We start from the raw sequence: 22,862 nt of genomic DNA, 5'->3' as shown, positions 1-22,862 counted from the left end.
CACAACAAGGGTCATCCAGGTCGCACCGAGGGCCAGGCCGATGGCGTCACCACCTGCCAGTGCCCTGTCGACGCATCGCACTGCGCCATCTGGAAGCGGAAGGTGTACTGCCCTGCGATGCCCATGCGCAGGTCACTGACCACCAGTGCGTCGCCGATCACATCGAGCCGCAGCCAATCTCCCGTGAACCAGCGCAGCCGCTCATACAGCGGCACGCCCTTCAGCACGTGCCTCACATCGCTTTGCGGTGGCAGGCGCACCCACTCGGGCGCTTCGCGGTCGAACAGGCTGCTCACAGCCTCGATCTGCTGCCCGCCAGGGCCCAGGGCGATCACGCGCCAGACCAGGGTGTTGAGCGGCATGGGCACCGCACGCAGGGCCTCACCGACCCGCTGCTCAGCCAATAGACGCCCGCCCAGCCCGAAGCCCAGGTAGGCCGTGCTGAACACCAACGCCCCCACGAGCACCCCGCCCCCCTTGCCCGCCAGGCCAATGGCCAGTGCCATGAGCACGGCCAGCAGCAGCGGCACGGTGTAGACAGGATCGATGATGAAGATCGCGGCCCAGCTCTCCGGTGTGGGCGCGAGCGGCCAGAACATCTGCGTGCCGTACACAGTGAACGCATCGAGCAGCACGTGGGTGATCAGCACCAGCCACACCGCCGTGAAGAAGCGCCCCGTGCTGTAGGCGGCATGCGGCCAGCGCCTGCGCACCAGCCAGGTCATCAGCGCCGCCAGCGCCGTGAGCACGAACACCGAGTGCGAAAAGCCCCGGTGGTAGGTCATGGAGGACACCGGATCGGCGTAACGCACGAACACGTCCAGATCCGGCAAGGTGCCCAGGGCGGCACCGTAAAGCAAGGCGCGGCGCCCCTGAACCTTGCCCAGCAGGGCGCCTTGCACGGCCGCGCCCAGAACGGCCTGGGAAATTGAATCCAAGGGCTCCTCACCCGGCGGAGAACATCACCGCCCGCCTCACGCGCTCACAGTCACTCGAAGCGGACACCTCGGAGCTGATCATAGTAGGTCGTGACCCGGCCGATGTCGTTGGTGCCGAACAGGTCGCAGTTGGCCTCCACGGTACCGGAGACTTCCGAGCCGTTTGCCAGCAGCAGCTTGAGCTTGGCCTTCGCGTTGGCATTGGTGTGGTCATCGGCTTGGATCACGTCGAAGCCGGACATCTTCTCGAACGCGATGGACTGGCCGTTGTCCAGCGAGATCTCGTGGTTGACCGAGATGCAGTTGCTGAAGGAGTTGGCCCGAACCCGCACGGTGCTGCCATCGCGCTTGAGCAGCACGGCTTCGGCATCGGCCCAGGGCCGGGGTGTGGCCTTGGCGGTGGTGGCTGCGGTGTTGTTGGGCGCGGCACTGGGTGGGCTTGCACTGCCCGTGGAGCCTGTTGGGCGCGACGAGGCCTCTGTCGGCGCAACAGGCGCCGTGGAGGCCACGTGCGGGATCGGCGCGCTGTCTGCCTTGGCTTCGGCCTTGTGGCCGATCACCCCGTTCTGGAACAGCAGGGCCATCAAGCCGCTGATGGCCGTGATGGTGGCGGTCAGCGCCGTGAGGACGCCGGGCAGGGTCTGCCACCAGCTTGAGCTTGGCTTTTGCGGCTCGGTCATGCTTGCTCCTGAATTGATGGCGGGCTGGGCCGCAGGTCTGGATCAATTCAATGTAGCCGCCCCATGCCAGCCCGCAGGCCCCTAGAACATGGGAGGTGCCGAGCGTGCACCTCCCAACGCAAGCCATCAGCGGCGACGGCGCACGCGCATCGCACCCATCACCGCCAGGGCCGACAGCACCATGGCGTAAGTCTCGGGCTCGGGCACGGCGGCAGCCAGCTTGTAGACCGAGGTGGTGTTGCTGCCTTCGCTGGAGAAGGCAAAGTAGTAACTGCCGTCCAGGAAGTAGCCCTTGAGGCCTTCGGGCGCCAGGTCACCATCGGACACGATCATGTCGACAAAGGTCGCGTTGGCCGCATCGGTGATGTCGAAGACGGCGATGCCTGCCTTGAGCGTGCGCTCAAGGCCGATCAGCGCGAAGGTGCGACCGTTGATCTCCATCAACTCGACGCCTTCGGGCTCGACACCCTTGTCGCGACTGCGGCCATCGTCGTAGATGCCGCGAGCGATGGCTTCGCGGTCGAGGATCTCGCCGCTGTCGTAGACGATGTTGCCGTTCTCATCGCGGATCGAGAAGGAGCGGGCGCCAGCGGCGTAGAGGTCGCCGACGGATGAGTCGGTGTTCGACACGCGGATGTTGGCCAGATCACCCGTGCCGCCGAAGCTGCTGGCGGCCGAGCGGTCCTGATCGTCTTCGCGGAAGTCGCCTTCGTTGGCCATCACGATGAAGGTCTGGCCGTTCTTGTCGTACACGGCGATGCCGTCGGGCATGTACAGGCCCTTGACGTTGGCCGAGATCAGGTTGGGCGTGCCATTGTTGAGCGGGTCGATGCGGTTGCCAGGCTGACTGAAGTCCTTGGCGCCCAGGCCGATCACCTTCTCGAACTGGCCGGTCTGCACGTTGAGCACGCCGATGGCGTTGGCCTCCTGCAGCGTCACGTAGGCCTTGGTGCCGGCCGCGTTCACGGCGATGTTCTCGGGCTCGAAGTCCATGCCGGTGTTGGTGCGGACGTGCGTGCCCGTCTGCTGCACGCCGGCCGGCGTGGCGGTGTAGGTCACGGTGCGGGTGCCCACATCGATGATGCTGACGCTGCCCACGGGGTCGTTCGTGGCGGGGCCATAGTTGCGATGGCCGTTGGAATCAGCCAGGCGGGTGCCATAGGTGCTGGGCGTGCCTTCATTGGCCACCAGGATCTTGCTGCCATCCTTGGTGAAGGTGAGCATATCGGGCAGAGCCCCCACGGTGATGGGGCTGGTGCCGGCCAGCAGCGAGCGCGTGCTGGTGTCGTACAGCGTGACCACGCCCGGGTTGGTGCGCACGGTCGCTTCGATCGCGAACGCCGCCACCCCGTTGTTGATAGCCACGCTGTTGATCTGGCCGTAGGCCGTGGTGTCGATGCGGTCGATGAAGGCGCCGGTACGGGCGTTGAGCACGTCCACGCCGCTCACGCCGGCCACCCACAAGGTGCTGGTGGCGGCATCGAAGCCCACGATTTCCGAGAGGAAGCCGCCCGTGCTGCTGTGCTGGTAGCTCCAGCTCTTGGACGCATCGTCCAGGAGGCCGGCCGAAGCGGTGGCTGTGGCTGTGGCCAGGGCGATGGAGGTCAGGGCGATGCCTAGGCTGCGAGCGAAGGAAGGCGTGCGGTTCATGGACTGCGGTGCATTGAGTTGTCGGTGGGCATGGATGGTGCGCACGCCGCGTGACAGTCCCGTGACGTCGCATGGGGTATATGGCACTCAAACAGGGGGGCCTGCAGATGACGTGCTCGCTGACGCTGCACCGTAGTTTCAAACAAACGGAGGCCTGTCAAGGTGCTTCACATTAATACGTATTCAGATATATAATGAGACAAATTCTCATTTCCTTGGATGCGCTCTCACCTCAAGAAGGCACCTGGATCGACAGGTGACGGTGAGCGTGTTTGCTCGGCAAGGATCTTCCCAACGCCCAGCACGGTTCCACACGTGCCCGAAGGCAATACCCCCATTCCCCAGCACGCACAGGTCGGGCCAGCCCGGTCATGCACGCGAACGGAAAACCTTCTGTCAACTCCTCCAAGAGCAGTACCCCATGTCGATCCCTCATGCCCAGCGCGGCGCCACCTCCCGCCCCGTGCTTCGACCGCATGCGCTGGCCCATGCCGCCGTAGCGCTGGCACAGCGCGCCGGTGGACAGGCTTCGACCGCATGCGCTGGCCCATGCCGCCCGCACCGCCCTGCTGTGCGCCGCGGCGCCCATGCTGGCTTATCCCTTGATGGTTCAGGCGCAAGCCACTGACACCAACGCCGCCGCAGAAGCGCTGCCCAACATCACGGTCAAGGCCGAGCGCAACGAAAGCGCCACGACCGAGCAAACCCGCTCGTTCGCCGCCAAGAAGGCCACGGTGGGCAAAGCCGCGCAAGAGCTGCGCGACATTCCCCAACCCGTGACGGTGCTGACCCGCGAACTGCTGGACCAGCGCAAGCTGTTCGATCTCACCGATGTGCTCCAGAACACACCGGGCGTGACGGTGGACTACACCGACAGCGAGCGGGTGTCCTACCACTCGCGCGGCTACCAGATCGACGCACTGCAGATCGACGGCCTGACGATCAACCAGTTCGCCTCGATCTTCGTGCAGCCCGATACCGCCGTGCTGGACCGCGTGGAAGTGCTGCGTGGCGCCTCCGGCATGATCCGTGGCTCCGGCAACCCTTCCGCCACCGTGAACATGGTGCGCAAACGCCCGACCAGCGAGTTCCAGGCCTCCGTCGAAGCCACCATCGGCTCGTGGGACCGCCGCCGCCTGGTGGGCGACATCTCCGGCGCACTCAATGCCTCCGGCTCCGTGCGGGGCCGGGTGGTCGCCGTGACCGACAAGAAGGAGTTCTTCCAGCGGGCGCGCTCGGAAGACCGTCAGGTGTTCTATGGCGTGGTCGAAGCCGATGTCACCTCGCGCACCAAGCTGACGGCCAGCCTGCAGCACACTGATCTGGACGCCACGGGCGCCTGGGGCAACCTGCCGGCCAACCTCGATGGCTCGTCGATGGACCTGCCGCGCAGCACCTACCTGGGCACCGACTGGAACCAGTGGAACCGCTACAACCAGCAGGCCTTCGCCGAGCTGGAGCACCAGTTCGACAACGACTGGACGGTGAAGCTCAGCGCCGCCTACACGAAGATGCGCATGAAGGACAACGGCTTCAAGCAGTCGTACTTCCAGCGCGATACGGGTGAAACCGATCCCTACCGCTTCAAGGTCACCACGGCCCAGTACAGCGGCGATGCCATCGACCAGCGCGCCATCAACCTGACGGCGAACGGCCCCTTCACCCTGCTGGGCCGCAAGCACGAACTGGTGGTCGGCACGGAAAGCGTCAGCTCCAAGAACGTGGGCACGGTCGGCAGCGGCAGCCTCTATCCGCAGTACGTCGACATCCGCACCTGGAACCCGTACACCAGCTACCCCGAGCGTGACGTGACGATGCCCACCACCACGGGCGCCCCCACCTACATCCGCCAGCAGGGCGTGTACGCCACCACCCGCCTGTCGATCACCGATCCGCTGAACGTGCTGCTGGGTGCCCGCATGAGCTGGTGGGAAACCGAGCAGCCCCGCAACGCAACGAGCCTCACGGCCAACTACAGCATCGACCGCGAGATCACGCCGTATGCCGGCGTGGTGTACGACATCTCCAAGTCGATCAGCGCCTACGCCAGCTATACAGAGATCTTCACACCGCAATCGAGTCGTGACATCGACGGCAACGTGCTGGATCCGATCCGTGGTGAAGACTGGGAAGCCGGCTTCAAGGGCGCCTTCTTTGATGGCAAGCTCAATGCATCGCTGGGCCTGTTCCGCATCGAGAACGTGGGCCGCGCGCTGACGGACCCTCGTGCGCCGACGCCCTGCTCCGGCACCACCTGCTTCTACGTGGCAGGCGGCAAGACGCAGAGCGAAGGTTGGGAAGCCGAGCTGTCCGGCGAGGTGCTGCCGCGCTGGCAGGTCATGGCTGGCTACACCAACACCCGCACCAAGTACGCCAAAGACCCCACTGTCGCCAACATCGACCAGCCCCTGCGTAGCCAGGATCCTCGCCATCTGTTCAAGCTGTTCACCAGCTACGAGCTTGGTGGCGCACTGCAGGGCCTGACGGTCGGCGGCGGCGCACAGATCCAGAGCGGCACCTACGTCACCGGCGGTGGGCTCACGGCTCGCCAGGGCGGCTACACGGTCTACAACGCGATGATGAACTACCGCATCGACAAGACCTTCTCCGTGCAGCTCAACGCGAACAACCTGTTCGACAAGATCTACTACAAGAAGTACGCGCCCACCGGCATCGCCAACTACTACGGCGATCCCCGCAACGTGATGCTCACGCTGCGCGCCGCGTTCTGATCACCCTGAACAGCGACGCAGCTAACCAACCCGCCCCGCAAGGGCGGGTTTTTTCATGCGCGGCTCACAACTCCGCGGAGATGGTCGGCGACCACACGTCCTCGTCCTCGTCGTGATCCCCGGCGCGGTCCTTGAGCCACACGGCCAGTTGGGCCGGCGGCATGGGCTTGGCGTACAGGTAGCCCTGGATCATCTGGCAGCCCGCATCGCGCAGCCAGTCGGCTTGCTGCTGGGTCTCCACGCCTTCGGCCACGCTCTTGACGCCCAGGCGCTTGGCCAGCGACAGCATCATGTCCACCAGCACCGGGTCATGCCCCGCCTCGCCCAGGCCGTCCATGAAGGAGCGGTCGATCTTGAGCTTGTCCACCTTCATGCGCTGCAGGCGGCTGAGCGATGAATAGCCCGTGCCGAAGTCATCGATGGCGATGCGGAACCCACGTGCCGACAGGTGGTCCAGCACCGAGCTTTCCGCGCCGTTGACTTCCATCACCGCGCCCTCGGTCACCTCCAGCTCCATGTCGGCCGGGCCCAGGCCATGCTGGCGCAGAGCGCTCATCAGCGCAGGCACCAGTTGCGGATCGGCCAGTTGGCGGGGCGACACGTTCACGCTCACGTAAGGCAAAGCCACACCTTCGCCCCGCAAGGCCACCAGATCACGGCAGGCCATCTCGATCACGGTCACGCCCAAGGGCAGGATCAGGCCGGTCTCTTCGGCCACACCGATGAACTCGTCCGGCCGGATCACGCCGAAGCGGGGATGACGCCAGCGCACCAGAGCCTCCACGCCACGCATGCCGCCATCCATGCCCACCTGCGGCTGGTACTCCAGGTACAGTTGCCCCTGGATGATGGCCGGCCGAAGCTCCGACTGGATGAACTGGCGACGCCGCGCACGCGAGCCGAGCAGATCATCGAACAGCACCAGCTTGCCATGGCCCAGGCGCTTGGCTTCGTCCATGGCCACGTCCGCCCGGCGCAATGCCTCTTCGGCCGTGTGCACCTCGGCATCGAGCACCACCGCGCCGATGCTCACACCCAACTGGGCCGACATCTGCTCGGCCTCGAAGGGCGACAGCAAGCTCTCTGTGATCGCATCCACCGAGGCAGCCACGGCCAGCGGCTCGCTCACATTGGCCAGGATCACGGCGAACTCATCGCCCCCCAGGCGGCCCATGCTGGCGCGGGCCTCGGGCAATGCATTGGCAAAACGGCGGGTCACCTCCTTGAGCACCTGGTCCCCCATGTGGTGGCCATGCGTGTCGTTGAGGTGCTTGAACCCATCCAGGTCCATGTACAGCAAGGTGGCCGGCCCACGCTCGGCCTTGGGCCGTGACAGATGCTCGGCCAGCGTGGCATCGAAGGCCGCGCGGTTGAGCAGGCCGGTCAGCGCATCGTGCCGGGCAGCGTGGCGCAACTGGTCTTCACGGCGCAGCACCTGCTGGCGCAGGCGTTGCTCGGCACTGAACCACGTGCCCAGCCCCAGCAAAGCCACCACGCCCACCATCACCATGTCCCGCAGCGTGGCCAGGTAGGCCGGCATCAGGGAATGGCGAACCTCGATGAACGTTCCCGCGCCCCGTGGGAAGGACTGGGCGCACACCGATCCCCACAGCTCACCCTCCGAGCACAGCGGTGCCACTCCCTGACGATAGTGGGCTGTGCACTGGTGGCCCACGCAATAGCTGGACGACACCACCTCACGGAATCGGCTGGACGCGCTGGTCAGCCACGGCGACACATCCGTCGAACTCATGGCGCGGGACAACTCGACCACGGTCATGATCGATTCGGCCTCGCTCAGGGCGGTACGGTGCGCATCCTGCATCTCGAAATACAGGCGCTGCCAGGCCAGCAGCAAGGCCGCCACCAGCAAGGCCAAGGTAAATGGCAGCCACGCCAGACGGCGTTTTTCCACTTTTTCCCCCTGTGCTGATGCCTGATGTTCCGTCACGCCTTGGCCACCCTTGTCGGTCATGTCACCCCTGCGCCACTCGGGGCGCTGTTCACCCAGTCATATCGACCGGATGCCGCCGAACCTAAGGCACGCCGTTTGCCCTGTGTCAAACATCCCGTCGATACAGGAGACGACCATGGCCAAGAACCACATCCTGGGCGCCACATTCGCCCCCACCCTCGCCGCCGGGCGTGACGCCGACCTGCTCGGCCCCAGCGACAGCTCCGACAGCGGCGCCGACATCCAGGGCCAGCTGCACCTGGAAACCGATGACGACTTCGAGGGCCGCGCCGCTGCCATCTCGGGGGCAGGCAACACGGCCCTCGATGCTGACAGCGACACCGCAGGCACCGGCGAGCGCGGCCCGGCCGTGCCCGAGGCGTGGCGCGAGGCCGGCGACATCGCCCCTGACCGCGTGGTGCTGTCCGCCCGGGAAGCCCTGGACACCTCGGCCGAGCTGGTGTCCCTGGACGACCCCCAGGCTGTCGACCTCGACAACCTGGCAGCCGACGAGGATGAAGACCCCGAAGACCAGCCCGCCTGACATGACAGGGCTGCCCGCATGCCCTGCGCCACCACACGAGGTGATGGATGACGCCAGAACACATGGCCCCTCGCACAGCCCACGCCGCACCAGACTGGCCGCCGGGCGACAGTAAACTCGCCCGGATGATCCGTGCCAGGGACTGGGCCGACACCGGGCTCGGCCCCATCGCGACCTGGTCCGACACCTTGCGCACCCTGGTGTCTTCGGTGCTCGACAGCCGCTTCGAGATGATCCTGCTGTGGGGCCCGCAACTCCTGCAGATCTACAACGATGCCTACGCCCGCCTGATGCGCGACAAGCACCCCACCTACCTGGGGCGTCCCACGCAGGACTGCTGGCCCGAGGTCTGGCATTTCAACGCCCCGATCTACGAACGCGTGATGACGCAGGGCGACAGCGTCTACCTGGAAGACCAACCCTACCGCCTGCAGCTCGATGGCGGAGAGCGTGTGCTGAGCCTGAGCATCTGCTACAGCCCCGTCCGCGGCCCGCAGGGCGACATCCTGGGCGTGATGGTGACCTTGACCGACGTGAGCCGGCGCGTGCAGGCCGAACAGGCCCTGGCCCGAGACCTGCAATCGATGACCCGGCTCAACGACCTGGTGGCCCGGCTGGTGCATGCACAGGATCTGGACAGCGCACTGCACGAGGTGCTGGACGCGGCCATCTCGCTGATGGACGCCGACAAAGGCAACATCCAGCTGTTCGATGCCAAGCACCGCACGCTGCGCATCGGCGCGCAACGCGGCTTCGACGAGCAATTTCTGCGGTACTTCTCCGAGGTCGATGATGCGCACGAATCAGCCTGCGGTCGGGCACTGCGCCTGGGCCAACGCGTCGTCATCCCCGACATCAAGCACGAATCCGCGTCCAGCACCTTGCGCCAGGTGGCCAGCGAGGCCGGCTACCAGGCCGTGCAGAGCACCCCGCTGCTCGGGCAGAACGGCTCGCCCATGGGCATGCTCTCCACCCACTGGCGGCTGCCCACGCAACCGTCCGGGCACGCGCTGCGCATGCTCGATCTGTACGCCCGGCAGGCTGCACAGTTCATCGAGCGCTCGCGCATCGAGCACCGGCTGCGCCAGACGGCCGAAGAACTGCGCCAGGCCAGCCGCGCCAAGGACGAGTTCATCGCCATGCTCGGCCATGAACTGCGCAACCCGCTGGCGCCCATCCAGATCGCCCTGCACCTGATGGAAATGCGGGGCGACACCGCCTCACAGCGCGAGCGCGCCATCATCGGCCGGCAGGTGCATCACATGACCCGCCTGATCGACGACCTGCTGGATGTGGCCCGCATCATCCGCGGCCATGTCACGCTGCAGCCTGTGCCCACCGAGCTGTGGCAGGTCGTCCACCGGGCGGTCGAAACCGCCTCCCCCCTGATCGAGCAGCGTCGCCATGCGCTGGCGCTTGACGTGCCGCCCACGGGCCTGAGGGTGATGGCCGATCCGGTGCGCCTGGCCCAGGTCATCGCCAACCTGCTGACCAATGCGGCACGCTACACCCCGCAGCAGGGGCAGATCCGCGTCGCCGCGGCCCCGGGCGACAACGGCGATGTGGTGCTCAGTGTGATCGACAACGGCATGGGCATCTCCAGCAAGGACCTGGAACGGGTGTTCGACCTGTTCACCCAGGGCAGCCAGGGCCTGGACCGCTCCCAGGGCGGCCTGGGGCTGGGCCTGACCATCGCCCGCACCATGGCCACCATTCACGGCGGCACACTCACGGCCCACAGTGAAGGCCCGGACCAGGGCAGCCGTTTTGATCTGACGCTGCCGCTGATGCCTGCCGAGGACCCGGACTCACCAGGCCACAGCGACACCCCCGCTGGTACGCCACGCGGCCTGGGCCTGGCGGTGCTGGTCGTCGATGACAACGAGGACGCGGCGCACCTGCTGTCCGACCTGCTGCAAAGCTGGGGCTATGCCACGCTGGTGGCGCACGACGGCCCCTCGGCACTCCAGATGCTGGGCAGCCGGCAGGTAGACCTGGGCCTGCTCGACATCGGCCTGCCGGTGATGGACGGCTACGAACTGGCGCAGACTATCCACCGCCTGCCCCGGCAGGGGGACACGCCCCTGGTGGCACTGTCAGGCTACGGCCAGGAGCAGGACCGCCGCCGCTCGCGCGAAAGCGGCTTTTGCGAACACCTTGTCAAACCCGTGGACATCGAGCGCCTGGCTCAGTTGCTCGAAGGCTTGCGGCAGACGGTGGCATGAAGAACGGGCCACATGCCGTCCGGATTTCTTTACCCATCCTGAACCGCAACATCTGCATACACATTGAAAACCTTAAACGTTCTGTTTAAGGGTCAACCCCGGGTTCAAATGTCCGATAGCACGAAGGTTGCCTGAGCACAGTCGCCCAGGCATGCCCCGCGATGGCGCCGCCCGGCCGCCACGCATGGCGAGGTTCTCCACCGGGCGCAGCGCAACCGCGCGACCAGGAGCCCCCGCCATGGCATTCAATCAAATGCGCATCAAGACCAAGTTGATGCTCGGGTTCATCTGTCTGGCGGCCGTCGTGCTGCTGGTCTCCGCGCTGGCCCTGAGCTCGCTGAGCCGTGCCAACGACCGCTTCTCCGACTACCTTGCAGGCGCCAACCAGCGCGAACGCCTGGCCACGGCCGTGCGCGGTGCCGCCACGCGCCGCGCCATCGCCGCCCGCAACCTGGTGCTGGTGACGCAGCCCGCCGACCGCGAGCTGGAAAAAACCGCCATCGCCAAGGCCCAGGAAGATGTGGACGAGGCCGTCAAGAACCTGCACGCAGCCGTCTCCACCGGTGACGCCACCGAGGAGGATCGCGCCATGGTGGACACCATCGCCAAGATCGAAGAGAAGTACCGGGCCGTGGCCGGCCAGATCGTGGGCCTGGAACTCAAGGGCCAGCGCGAGGAAGCCGTGGCCCAGATGAACACGCAATGCCGCCCCCTGCTGGCGCAGTTGCTCAAAGCCACCAACGACTTCGTCGAGCATGAGCACGACCAGGCCGTGGCCCGCGCCAAGACCGCCGAAGCCGCCTACAGCCAGGACCAGGCCCTGATGCTGGCCGCCTGCCTCACTGCCCTGGCTGCCGCCGGCGTCATGGGCTGGATGCTCAGCAACGGCGTGACCCGCCCGCTCAACCGCGCCGTGCGCCTGGCCGAGGCCGTGGCCGCCGGCGATCTGCGCACCGACATCGTCGTGGACCGTGGCGACGAGACCGGCCAGTTGCTCAATGCCCTCAAGAGCATGAACGAGAGCCTGGTGGGCATGGTGGGCCAGGTACGCCAGGCCGCCGACAGCATCGCGATCGCGTCCACCGAGATCGCCACCGGCAACATGGACCTGTCCAGCCGCACCGAACGCCAGGCCAGCGCCCTGCAGCAGACGGCCGCCTCCATGCAGGAAATGACCAGCACCGTGCAGCACAACGCCGACAGCTCCCGTCAGGCCAGCGCCCTGGCCGCATCGGCCGCCGATGTGGCAGGGCGCGGTGGTCAGGTGGTCGAGCGCGTGGTGCACACCATGGGCGACATCACCCAGGCCAGCCACAAGATCGCCGACATCATCGGCGTGATCGATGGCATCGCCTTCCAGACCAACATCCTTGCGCTCAATGCTGCGGTGGAAGCCGCGCGTGCCGGCGAGCAGGGCCGTGGTTTTGCCGTGGTGGCCGGCGAGGTCCGCTCGCTGGCCCAGCGCAGCGCCCAGGCCGCCAAGGAGATCAAGCAGTTGATCACCGACAGCAACGAGAAGGTCGAGACCGGCAGCCGCCTGGTCGACGAGGCGGGTACCACGATGAACGACATCGTCACCCAGGTGCGCCGCATGAACGACCTGATCGCCGAGGTCAACGCCTCGACGACCGAGCAGAGCGTGGGCATCGGTCAGGTGAACCAGGCCGTGGCCTCACTGGACCACGGCACGCAGCAGAACGCCGCCCTGGTGGAAGAGAGCGCCGCCGCCGCGGAAAGCCTGCGTCAGCAAGCAGCCGCACTGCAGAGCGTGATCTCGGCCTTCAAGTTGCGCGACACCGGCATGGCCTTGCACCACCACGCGTCTCAGGCAGAGTTGCTGTATGCCGCGCGCCCCGTGGGCCGTCAGCCCGAGGCGCGCCCCCTGCCCTCGTACAGCCAGTCTCAGGCGTTGAAGTCGCCTTCGCTGGAACGCCCGGCCAGCAGCAAGGCGGCCAGGCTGATCCCCGCCGATATCGACAGGTAATAGCCCACGGCGCCCAACCCATGGGTGCTGGCCAGCGCGGTGGCAGCGTATGGCGCCAGGGAGGCGCCCAGGATGCCGGCGAAGTTGAAGGTCATGGACGAGCCCGTGTAGCGCACCGCCGTGGGGAACAGCTCCGACAGGTAGGTGCCCAGCGGGCCGTAGGTCAGGCCCATCAGGCCCAGGCCCACTGACAGGAACAGGGTCACGCCCAGCACATTGCCCGAGGCGAACATCGGCGCCATCATGAAGCCGTAGACCACGATGGCCGCCGACACCACGATCAGCGTCAGGCGCCGGCCGAAGCGGTCGGCCAGCACCGCCGACAGCGGGATGCACAGCGCGAAGAACAGCACCGAGAACAGCTGGATCTCCAGGAACTCGCGGCGCGTGTACTTCAGGGCCGTGGTGCCCCAGCTCAGCGCGAACACCGTCATCAGGTAGAACAGCACGAAGGTGGCCAGCGCTGCCAGCGTGCCCAGCACCAGCACACGCGTATGTTCCTTGAACACCGTCACCACGGGCACCTTCACGCGGGTGTCGTGGTCCAGCACGTTCTGGAACACCGGCGTCTCGGTGATCCTGAAGCGCACCCACAGGCCCACCAGCACCAGCAGCGCGCTGGCGATGAAGGGAATGCGCCAGCCGAAGCTGAAGAACTGCTCTTCCGTGAGCGTCTCGCCCAGCCACAGGAAGATGCCGCCCGACAGGAAGAAGCCGATGGGCGCGCCCAGTTGCGGGAACATGCCGTACCAGGCGCGCTTCTCGGGCGGGGCGTTCTCGGTGGCCAGCAGCACGGCGCCGCCCCACTCACCGCCCAGGCCGAAGCCCTGACCGAAGCGGCAGATCGCCAGCAGCAGCGGCGCCAGCGTCCCGATGGCTGCGTAGGTGGGCAGCAGGCCGATGGCCACGGTGGACAGGCCCATGGTGAGCAGCGCGCCCACCAGCGTGGCCTTGCGCCCGATGCGATCGCCGAAGTGGCCGAACACCGCCGAGCCCACCGGCCGCGCGAAGAAGGCCAGCGCGAACGTGATCAGCGACTGCAGCGTGGCCGCCGTCGGGTCCGACGACGGGAAGAACAGTTTGGGGAACACCAGCACCGCGGCGGTGGCGTAGATGTAGAAGTCGAAGAACTCGACGGTGGTGCCGATCAGGCTGGCAAACAGCACCGTGGCGGGCTTGTTGCGCGGCGGCTGAGGCGCGGCACTGGCCTGAGCGGCCTCAGAGGCCATGTGGGTCGGCGTCATGGAAAGATCCTCAAGGGAGCATCGAAGCAAACCTCGGATCTTAGCCCGACAGCGCCATCCCGCGCTGGCCGTACGTCACGGACTGAGGGCGTCAGGGCCGCGCGTTATGGCCAGTTATGGCCCACCGTCACTGCCGTGAAGCACGCCTGTCCACATCGGCCCGCACGGCGGCGGGCAGCCGGTTGAGCATCAGGCGGATCACCGTCGAGACCACCAGCACGTCATCGACCACGCCCAGCAGGGGGATCCAATCGGGCACGATGTCGATGGGCGACAGCAGGTAGAACACCACGCCCACCGTGCCCACCTTGAGCCAGGTCGGCGCCAGGGGGTGACGCAGGGCGAACCACAGGCGGCGCGCGTCGCCCTTGATCAGCAGCCACAGCATCGACAGTCGTTTCCACATGCTCACACCTCTCTCGGCCTCGGGCCAAACATGAACCGTAGGTGAAGGGCGCCAACCCCGATTTCAAGAGGCCCCCGCCCTGCGTGAGCGCCACAGCGACCACAGCATGAAGGCCACCACCGCCACGTTCGCCACCAGTGCAAGCGCTTTCAAGGCGGTTGGATGCGCCCAAAACTCCGCCAGTTCCATCGGCACATAGATGCCCCCCGCGATGGCCGCGAACCACTCGGCCCAGCGGCGACCACGCCACAGGCCATAGCCTTCCACCAGGCGGACCAGCGCATAGGCAAACGCCATGCCCGCCAGCGCCCACAGGCGCTGGCCGGTGGTGCGCGCGGCCATGTCGATGAAGATGCGCGGGTAGTGGCTAGCCGGGTTGAGGTGCGACAGGCGCACCAACTGCTCGGCGATGTGCTGCAGATCGCGGTGCAGCAGCGTCAGCAGACCGAAGCCGGCCAGCAGCACCAGCAGGCCTTTGCCGGCCTCGAACACCGCCACCACCTTCAAGCCCCGCTTCAACCGCATCCCTGCCCTCTCGCAGCTTTTTTCAAAACACGCCCAAGACCCTTCCAGGCCCAGGGCCGCGCCAGGCGGCTAGCCTGACAGGCCATCACTCACCCCGGGGGACCATCATGTCACGACTGCCCGTCACGCTTGCCCTCACCGCCACCGTGCTGGCCGCGGCCGGATGCGCCACACGCCCCGCGCATGAGCACGCCCATCAGCACAGCCCCATCGCCTTGTCCGCCGACCAGGAGCAGGACACCGCCGGTCCGGTGCTGGCCGCCGCCTCGCTCACGCCCACGCAGGGCAAGGAAGTGCGGGGCCTGGTGCTGTTCCGCGAGATGGACGCGCAGCACGTGATGGTCCATGCGCGCGTGATCGGCCTCAAGCCCAACGCCGAGCACGGCTTTCACCTGCACGAGAACGGCCAGTGCGCCAGCCCCGACGGCACCAGCGCGGGCGGCCACTTCAACCCTGCCAAGGCCGCGCATGGCCCGCAGGTTGCAGAGCACCACGCTGGCGACATGCCCAACCTGAAGGCCGACGGCAACGGCGTGGCCGACCAGAAGTTCATCATCCAGGGCGTGAGCCTGAGCCCCGGGCCCACCAGCATCGACGCGCGCTCGGTGATCGTGCACGCCGATCCGGACGACTTTCGCAGCCAGCCCGCCGGCAACGCGGGGGCGCGGCTGGCCTGTGCGGTGGTAGCCATCCAGTGAAGCGCTGGCAGGTGGCCGATAAATTGACAGGCCCCATGCCGGGCGCCATGTTCATGTGATCCAATGGCCGCATGCACAGCCCCTCGCCGTTGGAGGGCGGCCCCCTGACGCTGGACAACTGCGCCCAGGAGCCCATCCACATCCCAGGCTCCATCCAGCCTCACGGAGCCCTGATCGCCTTCGACGCACAGGGCCGGCTGAGCCACGCCAGTGCCAACGTGGCCAGCCTGCTGGGCTGGCAACCCGTGTTCGGGCAGGCCCTGGCCCACACCGATCTTGAAAGCCATGAGGGCGTGCATGCCCTGATCACACAGGCTCTGGGTGATGTCCATCTGGACGAAGTCATCCCCGCGTCCACGGAGGCCCGACTCAACGGCCAGGCCTTCGATGTGGTGGTGCACGCCCACCTGGGCCTGGTGATCTGCGAGTTCGAACTGCGCGAAGGCGATGCCGACGAGGTCGCCAGCTTCGCGCAAAAGGCCTACCGCTCACTCGATGTGCTCAAGCGCCAGCGCTCCGAACTGCGCCTGCTGGAAGGCGCCGTGCAGGCCATCCGCGAGATGACCGGCTTCGACCGCGTGATGGCCTACCGCTTCCGCCATGACGACAGCGGCGACGTGGTGGCCGAGTCCGTGCGCGAGGATCTGGACCCGTACGTGGGCCGCCGCTACCCGGCCAGCGACATCCCCGCCCAGGCCCGCCGCCTCTACACCATCAACACGCTGCGCCTGATCGCCGACATCGGCTACACCCCGGTGCCGTTGCTGGCCGATGCCGCCCGGGCCGAGCCGCTGGACCTGAGCCACAGCGTGCTGCGCAGCGTCTCGCCCATCCATGTCGAGTACCTGCGCAACATGGGTGTGGGTGCCTCGATGAGCGTGTCTATCGTGGTGGCCGGCAAGCTGTGGGGCATGATCGCCTGCCACCATATGGCGCCCAAGCGCGTACCCTATTCCATCCGCATGGCCGCCGATGTGATGGCCCAGTTGCTGGCCTCGTCGGTACAATCCATCGCAGCCCAGGCCCGCGCAGCCGAGGTGGCCCAGGCGGCGTGGCTGCGCAGTGAAATCATTGCGCAGGTGGCCCATGGTGATGACCCGCTGGAAGTGCTGCAGGCCCATGCCGAGCCGCTGGCCAAGGTACTGGACGCCGATGCCCTGCTGGTCTCGCTGGACGGCAAGGTGCGCACCCACGGCATCGCCACCGAGGCCGACCAGGCCTGGGCGGCCATGCTGCCGGCCTGGCTCACCACGCAAGGGCAGGCCGTGCTGCACCTGAGCCATTGCGATCAGATCCCCCATGACGAAGATGGCGAGCCGCCTCCTTTCTGCGGCGTGCTGGCCCTGCGCTTCGACGCCAGTCAGCAAGGCTGGATCGTGGCGTTGCGCCGCGAACAGATCGAAACCATCCGCTGGGGCGGCAAACCCGACAAGGTCATCGCCCACGGCCCGCTGGGCTCGCGCCTGACCCCGCGCGGCTCCTTCGACGAATGGCGCGAAACCGTGCGCGGCACCGCCGTGCCCTGGAACGACACGCAGATGGAGATCGCCTCGCAGTTGCTGGATGCGCTCAGCCGCGTGCACGCCGACCGCGCGATGGAGCTTGACCGCCTGCGCTCCCAACTGTGGGCCGTGCTGGGCCATGACCTGCGCAACCCGCTGCAATCGCTGAGCATCGCGGCCAATGTGCTGGACCAGGGCGAGCAGCGCGGCCGCATGAGCAACGTGATCAAGAACTCGGCCGGGCGCATGCAGCGCCTGCTGCGCGATGTGCTGGACATCAGCCGCCTGCAGAACGGCCTGGGCCTGGTCATGCACCAGGAGGACATCGACCTGGTGCAGTTGGTGCAACAACTGATCGAAGAGACCTCCGTGGGCTACCCCGACATGCGGCTGACGCATGAGCTGCCCACCCAGTTGCGTCTGCAGGCCGATCCGGGGCGCCTGTCGCAACTGGTGTCCAACCTGCTCAGCAACGCCCGGCACCACGGCCAGGGCCAGGTACACGTGTTGCTGCGCCAGGAAGGTGACCAGGCCGTGCTGCAGGTCAGCAACCCGGCGCCGCCCATCCCGGCCGAGGATGTCGGCAACCTGTTCAATCCCTTCAAGCGCCAGTCACTGGCCAACCCGCGCAACCGCACCGGCATGGGCCTGGGCCTGTACATCGCGTCACAGATTGCGCAGAGCCATCAGGGCAGCATCGCCTATGGCCATGCCGATGAGCTGGTGGTGTTCAGCATCCGCCTGCCGCTGCGGCCCGTCCCGAGCGCCCCGACACCCGCCAGCGGACAGGCCTGACGCCCGCACGTGGCCCGTGCTGCCACCCTGCTGGCCAATGGGTCAAAGCGGCCTGATGGGCTCGTCGCTAAGATGGCCCGCATGTTCACAACACCCGAAGGGCCACACCCTGACGGGCTGGATCATCCATGAAGTGTGTTTTGACCACCCTGGCCAGCGCGATGCTGCTGGGCGCCTGCGCCGCTGGCGCGCCGCCCGCCCCTGACAAGGCGCAACCGCCCACGGCCCAGCTCGACAGCCAGGAGACCTTCGTCGTCTCGCGCCCGGTGGCCCCGCATGAGCCGGGCTTTGCCCAGGCCAAGGCCGATGCGCTGCGTGAGGCCGATCACTACTGTGCCTCGCTCAACAAGGGCCTGAAGGTGCAGGACACCAGCGAGGACCGCCCCGCTCCCGGCAAGCCGATCGAGCCCAAATTCGAGGTGCGCTTCAACTGCGTGGCCATTCCCGAGGCGGAATGAACACCAGCCTCAGGGCACCGCTCGCTCAGTTCCAGCCGATCACTTCCAGCCCACGCTCCTGCACGCAGCGCGACACGAAGTTGCGGTAGATGGGGTTGGGCTTGTCGTTGTTGAACGATTCGCTGACCGCACCCGTGGCGGCGCCAGCCACCACGCCCTTGGCCGCGTTCTCAGCCACGCGCCCGATGCCGCCATTGAAAATGCCGGCCACGGCGCCCAGCGTGCCGCCCACGGCCGCACCGCGTGCGGCGCCACGGCCCACGGCGTTGTCCTCGATGCGCGGCGTAAGGCCCGCATCGACGGCCTTGCCCTCGCAGGCCTGCACCTGGGCCTGAGCCGCCTGCGAGCCCATGCGGTTGAACGCATCGTTGGGATACAGCACGGGCCGCGCGGACGACGACTGCGGCCCGGTGCTGGCACACGCGGCCAGGCCCGCCACGGCGGCAATCACCAGGGCGCAGCAGGTGGCACGGGGCAGGACGGCGGACAAGGCAGGCATACAGGACTCCGGTGGCAAAGGCGGGTGATCGATCGCCCGCACTATAGACCCAGCAGCCCTGCCGCTCTACCCCCTAAAAGGGGCCGCGGGATCACAGACCCAGCAGGGCGTAGAACGCGTTGCTGATCGTGCTGAACAGGCCGATGCCATTGGAGTTCTGCACCGTGCGCTGGGTCTCGTAGGCGGGCATCAGCGGCTTGGAGCTGTCCAGCAGGTTGTCGGTGAAGGCGCCCACGTCCTTGATGTCGGCCTCCTTGAGGGCCGTGCCGCTGAAGGTGGCCGTTGTCAACGTGTGCGCCTTGAGGAAATCACGGCCATAGGACACGTAGTAGCCGATGTTGGCCTGCGGCTTCATGGCGCCCACCCAGGTGGCCACTTCCTTGGTCCACTTGGCATTGAGCAGCGCGTCGCGCTGCTGCCCACGGGCGCGGCTTCGATCTCGGGGAAGACCTTGGCCAGGCCGTCGTCACCGTCCAGGCCCCAGGGTTCGCGGATCTTGTTGTGCAGGTGCACGGAGGGCGACTGCTCGGGCGAATCGGTGCGGTTGACCTGGAACAGCGGGCCCGAATCGGCCAGCAGCGCCGACTTCTTGGGCTGCACGGCCAGGCGCAGCAGGCCGTAGATGCCGGTGAAGCCGGCGCCACCGGCCGAGAAGCCCGTCACCAGCAGGTGGTCGGGCTTGGCCATGTAGCGGCTCATCCAGTTGGCCGGCGCCTCGCCGTTCTTGAAGCCCTTGTGGTGGTAGGTGATGGGCTTGGCCGGGTCTGCATCGCCGTACAGGTTGATCTTGTTGCCGGTGTGCACATCGCCCGTGCAGTAGGGCACGTAGATGATGTTCCAGCTCTGCGTCTGCACCTTCTGCAGCGGGTGCACGTGGGCGGTGAAGGGCGTGATCCAGCCGAACAGGGCCAGGCCGCCGCCGCTCATGTAGTTGGCCGCGACACCGTTGTAGTTGGTGGCGCCCAGCACGCCGTCCTTCATCTGGCAGGAGTTCTGGCCTCAGCAGGCGCCGCCGCCTTCGAACATGACGACCGTCTTGTTCTTGTTGGCGGTGTCGGTGGAGCGGTTGACGAAGAAGCGGTAGGGCGTGCCGTTGCCGCAACTGGCACCGGTGGAGGCCGGCATCTCGATGGAATCCCCCTTCATGAAGGCCGTGGGCGCGGGGCCGACATTGCCGGTGGTGTTGGGCGTCCAGGGGGTGGCCGCGGCCATGGCCCCCGAAGCGGCCACCAAGGCGGATATCGAGGCGGCCAGGCCCAGGGCGGTGGGCAGCAATGCGGTCGAGGCGGAACGGGTCATGGGGCGTCTCCGGTTGTTCGTAGGCTTGTGCGCCCGGAGTATCCAGCCCTCATTTCACGTTACCCACAATGACTAACCTGGCACCGATCAGAGGGGAGCAGCGGGTGGCCCCGCTTGACGGTGCGGTGATGTCGCGAACAGCCCCGGCGCACGTCGTCGGCAGCCCCTTTCAGAACTGGGCGTCGGCGGGGACCGAGGTCAGCGCGGGGGTGTAGGCGTCCAGGAAGGTTCCGGGCATGCGCCGCACGCGGCCTTCGGCGATGTCCACGCACACATAGTGCGTCTCGGCGCGGAACACCGTCTTGCCATCGGACACACGCACGAACTGGAAGCGTCGGTGCAGCGTCAGCCGATCGACATGGGTGATCCAGGTGCCCAGGCGCAACTGCTCGCCAAAGCGCGTGGCGGCCTCGTAGCGCAGGCGGTGCTCATGCACGACCAGGCCGTGGGCATGGGCTTCGTAGTCGGCCGGGCCCAGGCCCAGCTGCACGGAGTGGGCCCAGGCCACATCCTCCAGCCACGTCAGGTACACGACGTTGTTGGTGTGGCGCATCATGTCGATGTGCTCGTCGCCCACCGTCACGTCGATGGTGAAGGAGGCGGGCAGATCCCAGGTCGGTGTGCTGTCCATGCAGGCATTGTCACCCGGGCCGCGCCTGGGGCCTGCCTGAGCGCATGGCAAGCCCCTGCGGCACGCTCAGGCCTTGCCGCGTGGCGGCTCGTCGTCATCCGGGAAGGAGTCATCGAGGAAATCGTCCTCGACACGGCCTTGCGGTGATGGCGTGGGGGTGGATGATGCCGTGGCCGCCGCTACCGGTGCTTCGGTAGCGGCGGCAGGCGATGCAGGTGCCTTCTCCGTCGCATCGCCCGGCTTGCCCTTCTTCTCGGGCCAGTACCCCCCGGCGCTGAAGCGCTCCCAGCCCCAGCGGATCCAGCGCAGCATCGAGGCTGCCAGCCACAGGGCCCACAGCAGCATCAGCACGCGGTACAGCAGCACCGGCATGGACACCACCCAGGCGGAGGCTGTGGACTGCGCGAAGCGGTCGGCGTACCAGCGCAGGTGCGAAGCGTCCGAGCCATTGCCCAGCACCATCAGGTCGGGGTAGCCCAACAGGCCCACGCGCACGGTTTCGAGCAGGGTGCCTGCGACGATCAGCCCCCACAGCGCCAGCAGCACCTGCGCGGCCTTGAAGCTGCGCGGTCCCAGTTGCGGGCCCCAGCGGCCACGGGCCTCCAGCACCAGGAACCAGCCCACCACCACGGCCAGCCCGGCCAGCGACATCTGCGCCACGCCCAGGCCCAGCAGCACCCAGGCCACGGCACCCAGCGGCGAGCCTTGCCAGCGGCCCAGCGCGATGCCCACCGCCACGATCACCAGCAGCACGCCCCAGAACAGCACGGCCGGCCCCACCGCCGGGCCGCCCACGGCCAGCACGACGCGGTCCTGCGGTACGTGGATGCTGACGCTGTCGTTCACACCGGCGGCGCCCAGGTTCAGGCGCGAGCTGACGAAGCGGGGGCCCATGCCATGCGCTTCGCGCCAATCCACACGCAGCGCGTGCGTGCCCGGCGTGACGGGCACCATCAGCACGCCCTGGGCCAGTTGCACCGGCAACTGCTGCCCGTCCACCCACACGCCCAGCAACTCGGCACCCTGCGGCAGCTCGACGCGGTGGTTGCCGCCCTGGCTGGAACGCAGACTCACGTGCGCGGACACATCGGTGGCGCGTGCGCCGGGTGTGACATCGGTGCGCACCTGGTCGATGGTGAAGGTCTGGCCCGCCACCCCGGCGGGGCGGCTGACCTGGATCACGACCTGCTCGCCCGGCCAGGGCTGCCAGGTGGGCAGCCAGCGCCCCTCGGCCTGATGCACCACGGGCGCGATGCCCGACAGTGCCGTGTGCCACTGCGTGGAGGCATCCAGCGTCCAGACCTCGATCTGGTTGGGCTCGCGCGTGCTGTCCAGCACCAGGCGCGGGCCGACCGCCAGCGTGCTGCTGAAGCCGGCAGATTCGCCTGCGCCCAGCAGCACCGTGGCCACGCCCTGCTCCACCTGCACGGCCTCATCGTTGACGGATTCGCCTGGCGCCAGGCGCACGCGCGCACGCACCGGTGCCAGGCTGGGGGCCACCCGCTCGATGCGGGTCTCGATCGTCCAGCGCAGGCCCAGGTGCACGGTGCGCTGCACCCGCACGAACGGCGGCAGGGCATCGCGCTGGGTGCCGCCATCCGAACTGGCGGAAGCCACCTGCGCACGCGAGAGGCTCAGCGCACCGCTGGCCTGGCCGCGGCTGTCCAGACCGGACAGCGTCCAGCCCTCGGCCTGAGCACGCACCTCGCGCACAGGCAGCGGCAGGGCGATGTCCACGCTGGCGGACTGGCCGGCATCGCCCTCCAGCACGACCTGGTGCACGCCACGCGGCAAGGCCACCCACAGGGCGCCGCTGCCATCGCGGCGGGCCGTGGCCGTGCGGCCATCCACGGTGATCTGCGATGGCCGCCATGCGCCGCCCTGCCCGGGCAAGGGCACGGCCACATCGGCCAGGGCATGCACCTCCAGCCTCAGCTGGATGCGCTCGCCCTGCGCCACCACCAGCAGGCGGGCGATGTCGGCGCAGCGGGGCATGCAGTCGGGGGCGGCAGTGAGGCGGTCACGCAGTTCGTCGAGCACGCTGGCTGCTGGCGTCGTCGACCCAGCCTCGGCAGCGTCGTCCGCCGGCACGGCGGCC

Annotated in this window: 20 protein-coding genes; 7 read left to right on the top strand and 13 right to left on the bottom strand. The window is 67.4% G+C overall.

The genetic code is table 11. The annotated features are described in order from the left end of the window. Positions 1-11: 11 nt before the first annotated feature. The 3 genes from WAQ08_RS15585 to WAQ08_RS15575 form a co-directional block, all read right to left on the bottom strand. Positions 12-938: a metal-dependent hydrolase gene (locus WAQ08_RS15585; protein WP_422192725.1), complete on the bottom strand. Its 927-nt coding sequence runs from the start codon at positions 936-938 to the stop codon at positions 12-14. A gap of 50 nt (positions 939-988) precedes the next feature. Next, a complete protein-coding gene (locus WAQ08_RS15580) occupies positions 989-1,618 on the bottom strand; it encodes a hypothetical protein (RefSeq protein WP_422192723.1) in 630 nt (209 codons plus the stop codon). Positions 1,619-1,744: 126 nt separating this feature from the next. Beyond that, entirely contained in the window at positions 1,745-3,268 is a 1,524-nt protein-coding gene (locus WAQ08_RS15575) for a choice-of-anchor I family protein (RefSeq protein ID WP_422192721.1), read from the bottom strand. A gap of 518 nt (positions 3,269-3,786) precedes the next feature. On the opposite strand from WAQ08_RS15575, the gene WAQ08_RS15570 reads away from it, so the two are divergent. After that, the gene (locus WAQ08_RS15570; protein WP_422192720.1) at positions 3,787-6,000 is read left to right on the top strand and encodes a TonB-dependent siderophore receptor; all 2,214 of its coding nucleotides are present in this window, start codon (positions 3,787-3,789) and stop codon (positions 5,998-6,000) included. Between the two features lie 64 nt (positions 6,001-6,064). On the opposite strand, the gene WAQ08_RS15565 is transcribed toward WAQ08_RS15570, so the two are convergent. Beyond that, entirely contained in the window at positions 6,065-7,915 is a 1,851-nt protein-coding gene (locus WAQ08_RS15565) for a putative bifunctional diguanylate cyclase/phosphodiesterase (protein ID WP_422192718.1), read from the bottom strand. 175 nt (positions 7,916-8,090) lie between these two features. Between WAQ08_RS15565 and WAQ08_RS15560 the strand changes: the two genes are divergently transcribed. The 3 genes from WAQ08_RS15560 to WAQ08_RS15550 all read left to right on the top strand — a co-directional run bounded on the left by WAQ08_RS15560 (position 8,091) and on the right by WAQ08_RS15550 (position 12,707). Next, entirely contained in the window at positions 8,091-8,498 is a 408-nt protein-coding gene (locus WAQ08_RS15560) for a chemotaxis protein (protein ID WP_422192716.1), read from the top strand. A gap of 47 nt (positions 8,499-8,545) precedes the next feature. Then, complete coding sequence (locus WAQ08_RS15555) at positions 8,546-10,723, top strand: ATP-binding protein (protein WP_422192714.1); 2,178 nt, start codon at positions 8,546-8,548, stop codon at positions 10,721-10,723. A gap of 238 nt (positions 10,724-10,961) precedes the next feature. Continuing rightward, the gene (locus tag WAQ08_RS15550; protein WP_422192712.1) at positions 10,962-12,707 is read left to right on the top strand and encodes a methyl-accepting chemotaxis protein; all 1,746 of its coding nucleotides are present in this window, start codon (positions 10,962-10,964) and stop codon (positions 12,705-12,707) included. On the opposite strand, the gene WAQ08_RS15545 is transcribed toward WAQ08_RS15550, so the two are convergent. The 3 genes from WAQ08_RS15545 to WAQ08_RS15535 form a co-directional block, all read right to left on the bottom strand. Next, the gene (locus tag WAQ08_RS15545; RefSeq protein WP_422192710.1) at positions 12,626-13,951 is read right to left on the bottom strand and encodes an MFS transporter; all 1,326 of its coding nucleotides are present in this window, start codon (positions 13,949-13,951) and stop codon (positions 12,626-12,628) included. The two genes, WAQ08_RS15550 and WAQ08_RS15545, sit on opposite strands and share 82 nt — an antisense overlap. A 127-nt stretch (positions 13,952-14,078) precedes the next feature. Beyond that, a complete protein-coding gene (locus tag WAQ08_RS15540; RefSeq protein ID WP_422192708.1) occupies positions 14,079-14,357 on the bottom strand; it encodes a YkvA family protein in 279 nt (92 codons plus the stop codon). Positions 14,358-14,420: 63 nt separating this feature from the next. After that, positions 14,421-14,882 (bottom strand): DUF2127 domain-containing protein, encoded by a 462-nt coding sequence (locus WAQ08_RS15535; protein ID WP_422192707.1) that lies wholly within the window; start codon positions 14,880-14,882, stop codon positions 14,421-14,423. A gap of 107 nt (positions 14,883-14,989) precedes the next feature. On the opposite strand from WAQ08_RS15535, the gene WAQ08_RS15530 reads away from it, so the two are divergent. The 3 genes from WAQ08_RS15530 to WAQ08_RS15520 all read left to right on the top strand — a co-directional run bounded on the left by WAQ08_RS15530 (position 14,990) and on the right by WAQ08_RS15520 (position 18,335). Beyond that, the gene (locus WAQ08_RS15530; RefSeq protein ID WP_422192706.1) at positions 14,990-15,580 is read left to right on the top strand and encodes a superoxide dismutase family protein; all 591 of its coding nucleotides are present in this window, start codon (positions 14,990-14,992) and stop codon (positions 15,578-15,580) included. A gap of 71 nt (positions 15,581-15,651) precedes the next feature. Beyond that, positions 15,652-17,877, top strand: coding sequence for an ATP-binding protein (locus tag WAQ08_RS15525; RefSeq protein WP_422192704.1), 2,226 nt, complete (start codon positions 15,652-15,654; stop codon positions 17,875-17,877). A gap of 128 nt (positions 17,878-18,005) precedes the next feature. Continuing rightward, positions 18,006-18,335, top strand: a complete 330-nt coding sequence (locus WAQ08_RS15520; protein ID WP_422192703.1) for a hypothetical protein — start codon at positions 18,006-18,008, stop codon at positions 18,333-18,335. 25 nt (positions 18,336-18,360) lie between these two features. Here WAQ08_RS15520 and WAQ08_RS15515 read toward each other — a convergent pair whose 3' ends face one another. The 6 genes from WAQ08_RS15515 to WAQ08_RS15490 form a co-directional block, all read right to left on the bottom strand. Beyond that, a complete protein-coding gene (locus WAQ08_RS15515) occupies positions 18,361-18,834 on the bottom strand; it encodes a glycine zipper family protein (protein WP_422192702.1) in 474 nt (157 codons plus the stop codon). 91 nt (positions 18,835-18,925) lie between these two features. Next, positions 18,926-19,189, bottom strand: a complete 264-nt coding sequence (locus tag WAQ08_RS15510) for a hypothetical protein (protein WP_422192700.1) — start codon at positions 19,187-19,189, stop codon at positions 18,926-18,928. Then, positions 19,186-19,815, bottom strand: a complete 630-nt coding sequence (locus tag WAQ08_RS15505; RefSeq protein WP_422192699.1) for a pectin acetylesterase-family hydrolase — start codon at positions 19,813-19,815, stop codon at positions 19,186-19,188. The genes WAQ08_RS15510 and WAQ08_RS15505 overlap by 4 nt, the downstream gene beginning before the upstream one ends. Before the next feature lie 18 nt (positions 19,816-19,833). Next, positions 19,834-20,133, bottom strand: coding sequence for a hypothetical protein (locus tag WAQ08_RS15500; RefSeq protein ID WP_422192698.1), 300 nt, complete (start codon positions 20,131-20,133; stop codon positions 19,834-19,836). A gap of 169 nt (positions 20,134-20,302) precedes the next feature. Then, a complete protein-coding gene (locus tag WAQ08_RS15495) occupies positions 20,303-20,764 on the bottom strand; it encodes an acyl-CoA thioesterase (protein WP_422192697.1) in 462 nt (153 codons plus the stop codon). Positions 20,765-20,830: 66 nt separating this feature from the next. After that, a partial coding sequence (locus tag WAQ08_RS15490) for a hypothetical protein (RefSeq protein ID WP_422192696.1) occupies positions 20,831-22,862 on the bottom strand: 2,032 nt, incomplete at its 5' end.

Source organism: Aquabacterium sp., assembly GCF_049274795.1.
In the GTDB taxonomy this organism is placed as follows: Bacteria; Pseudomonadota; Gammaproteobacteria; order Burkholderiales; family Burkholderiaceae_C; genus Aquabacterium.
This window is presented reverse-complemented; position numbering and strand designations above follow the sequence as displayed.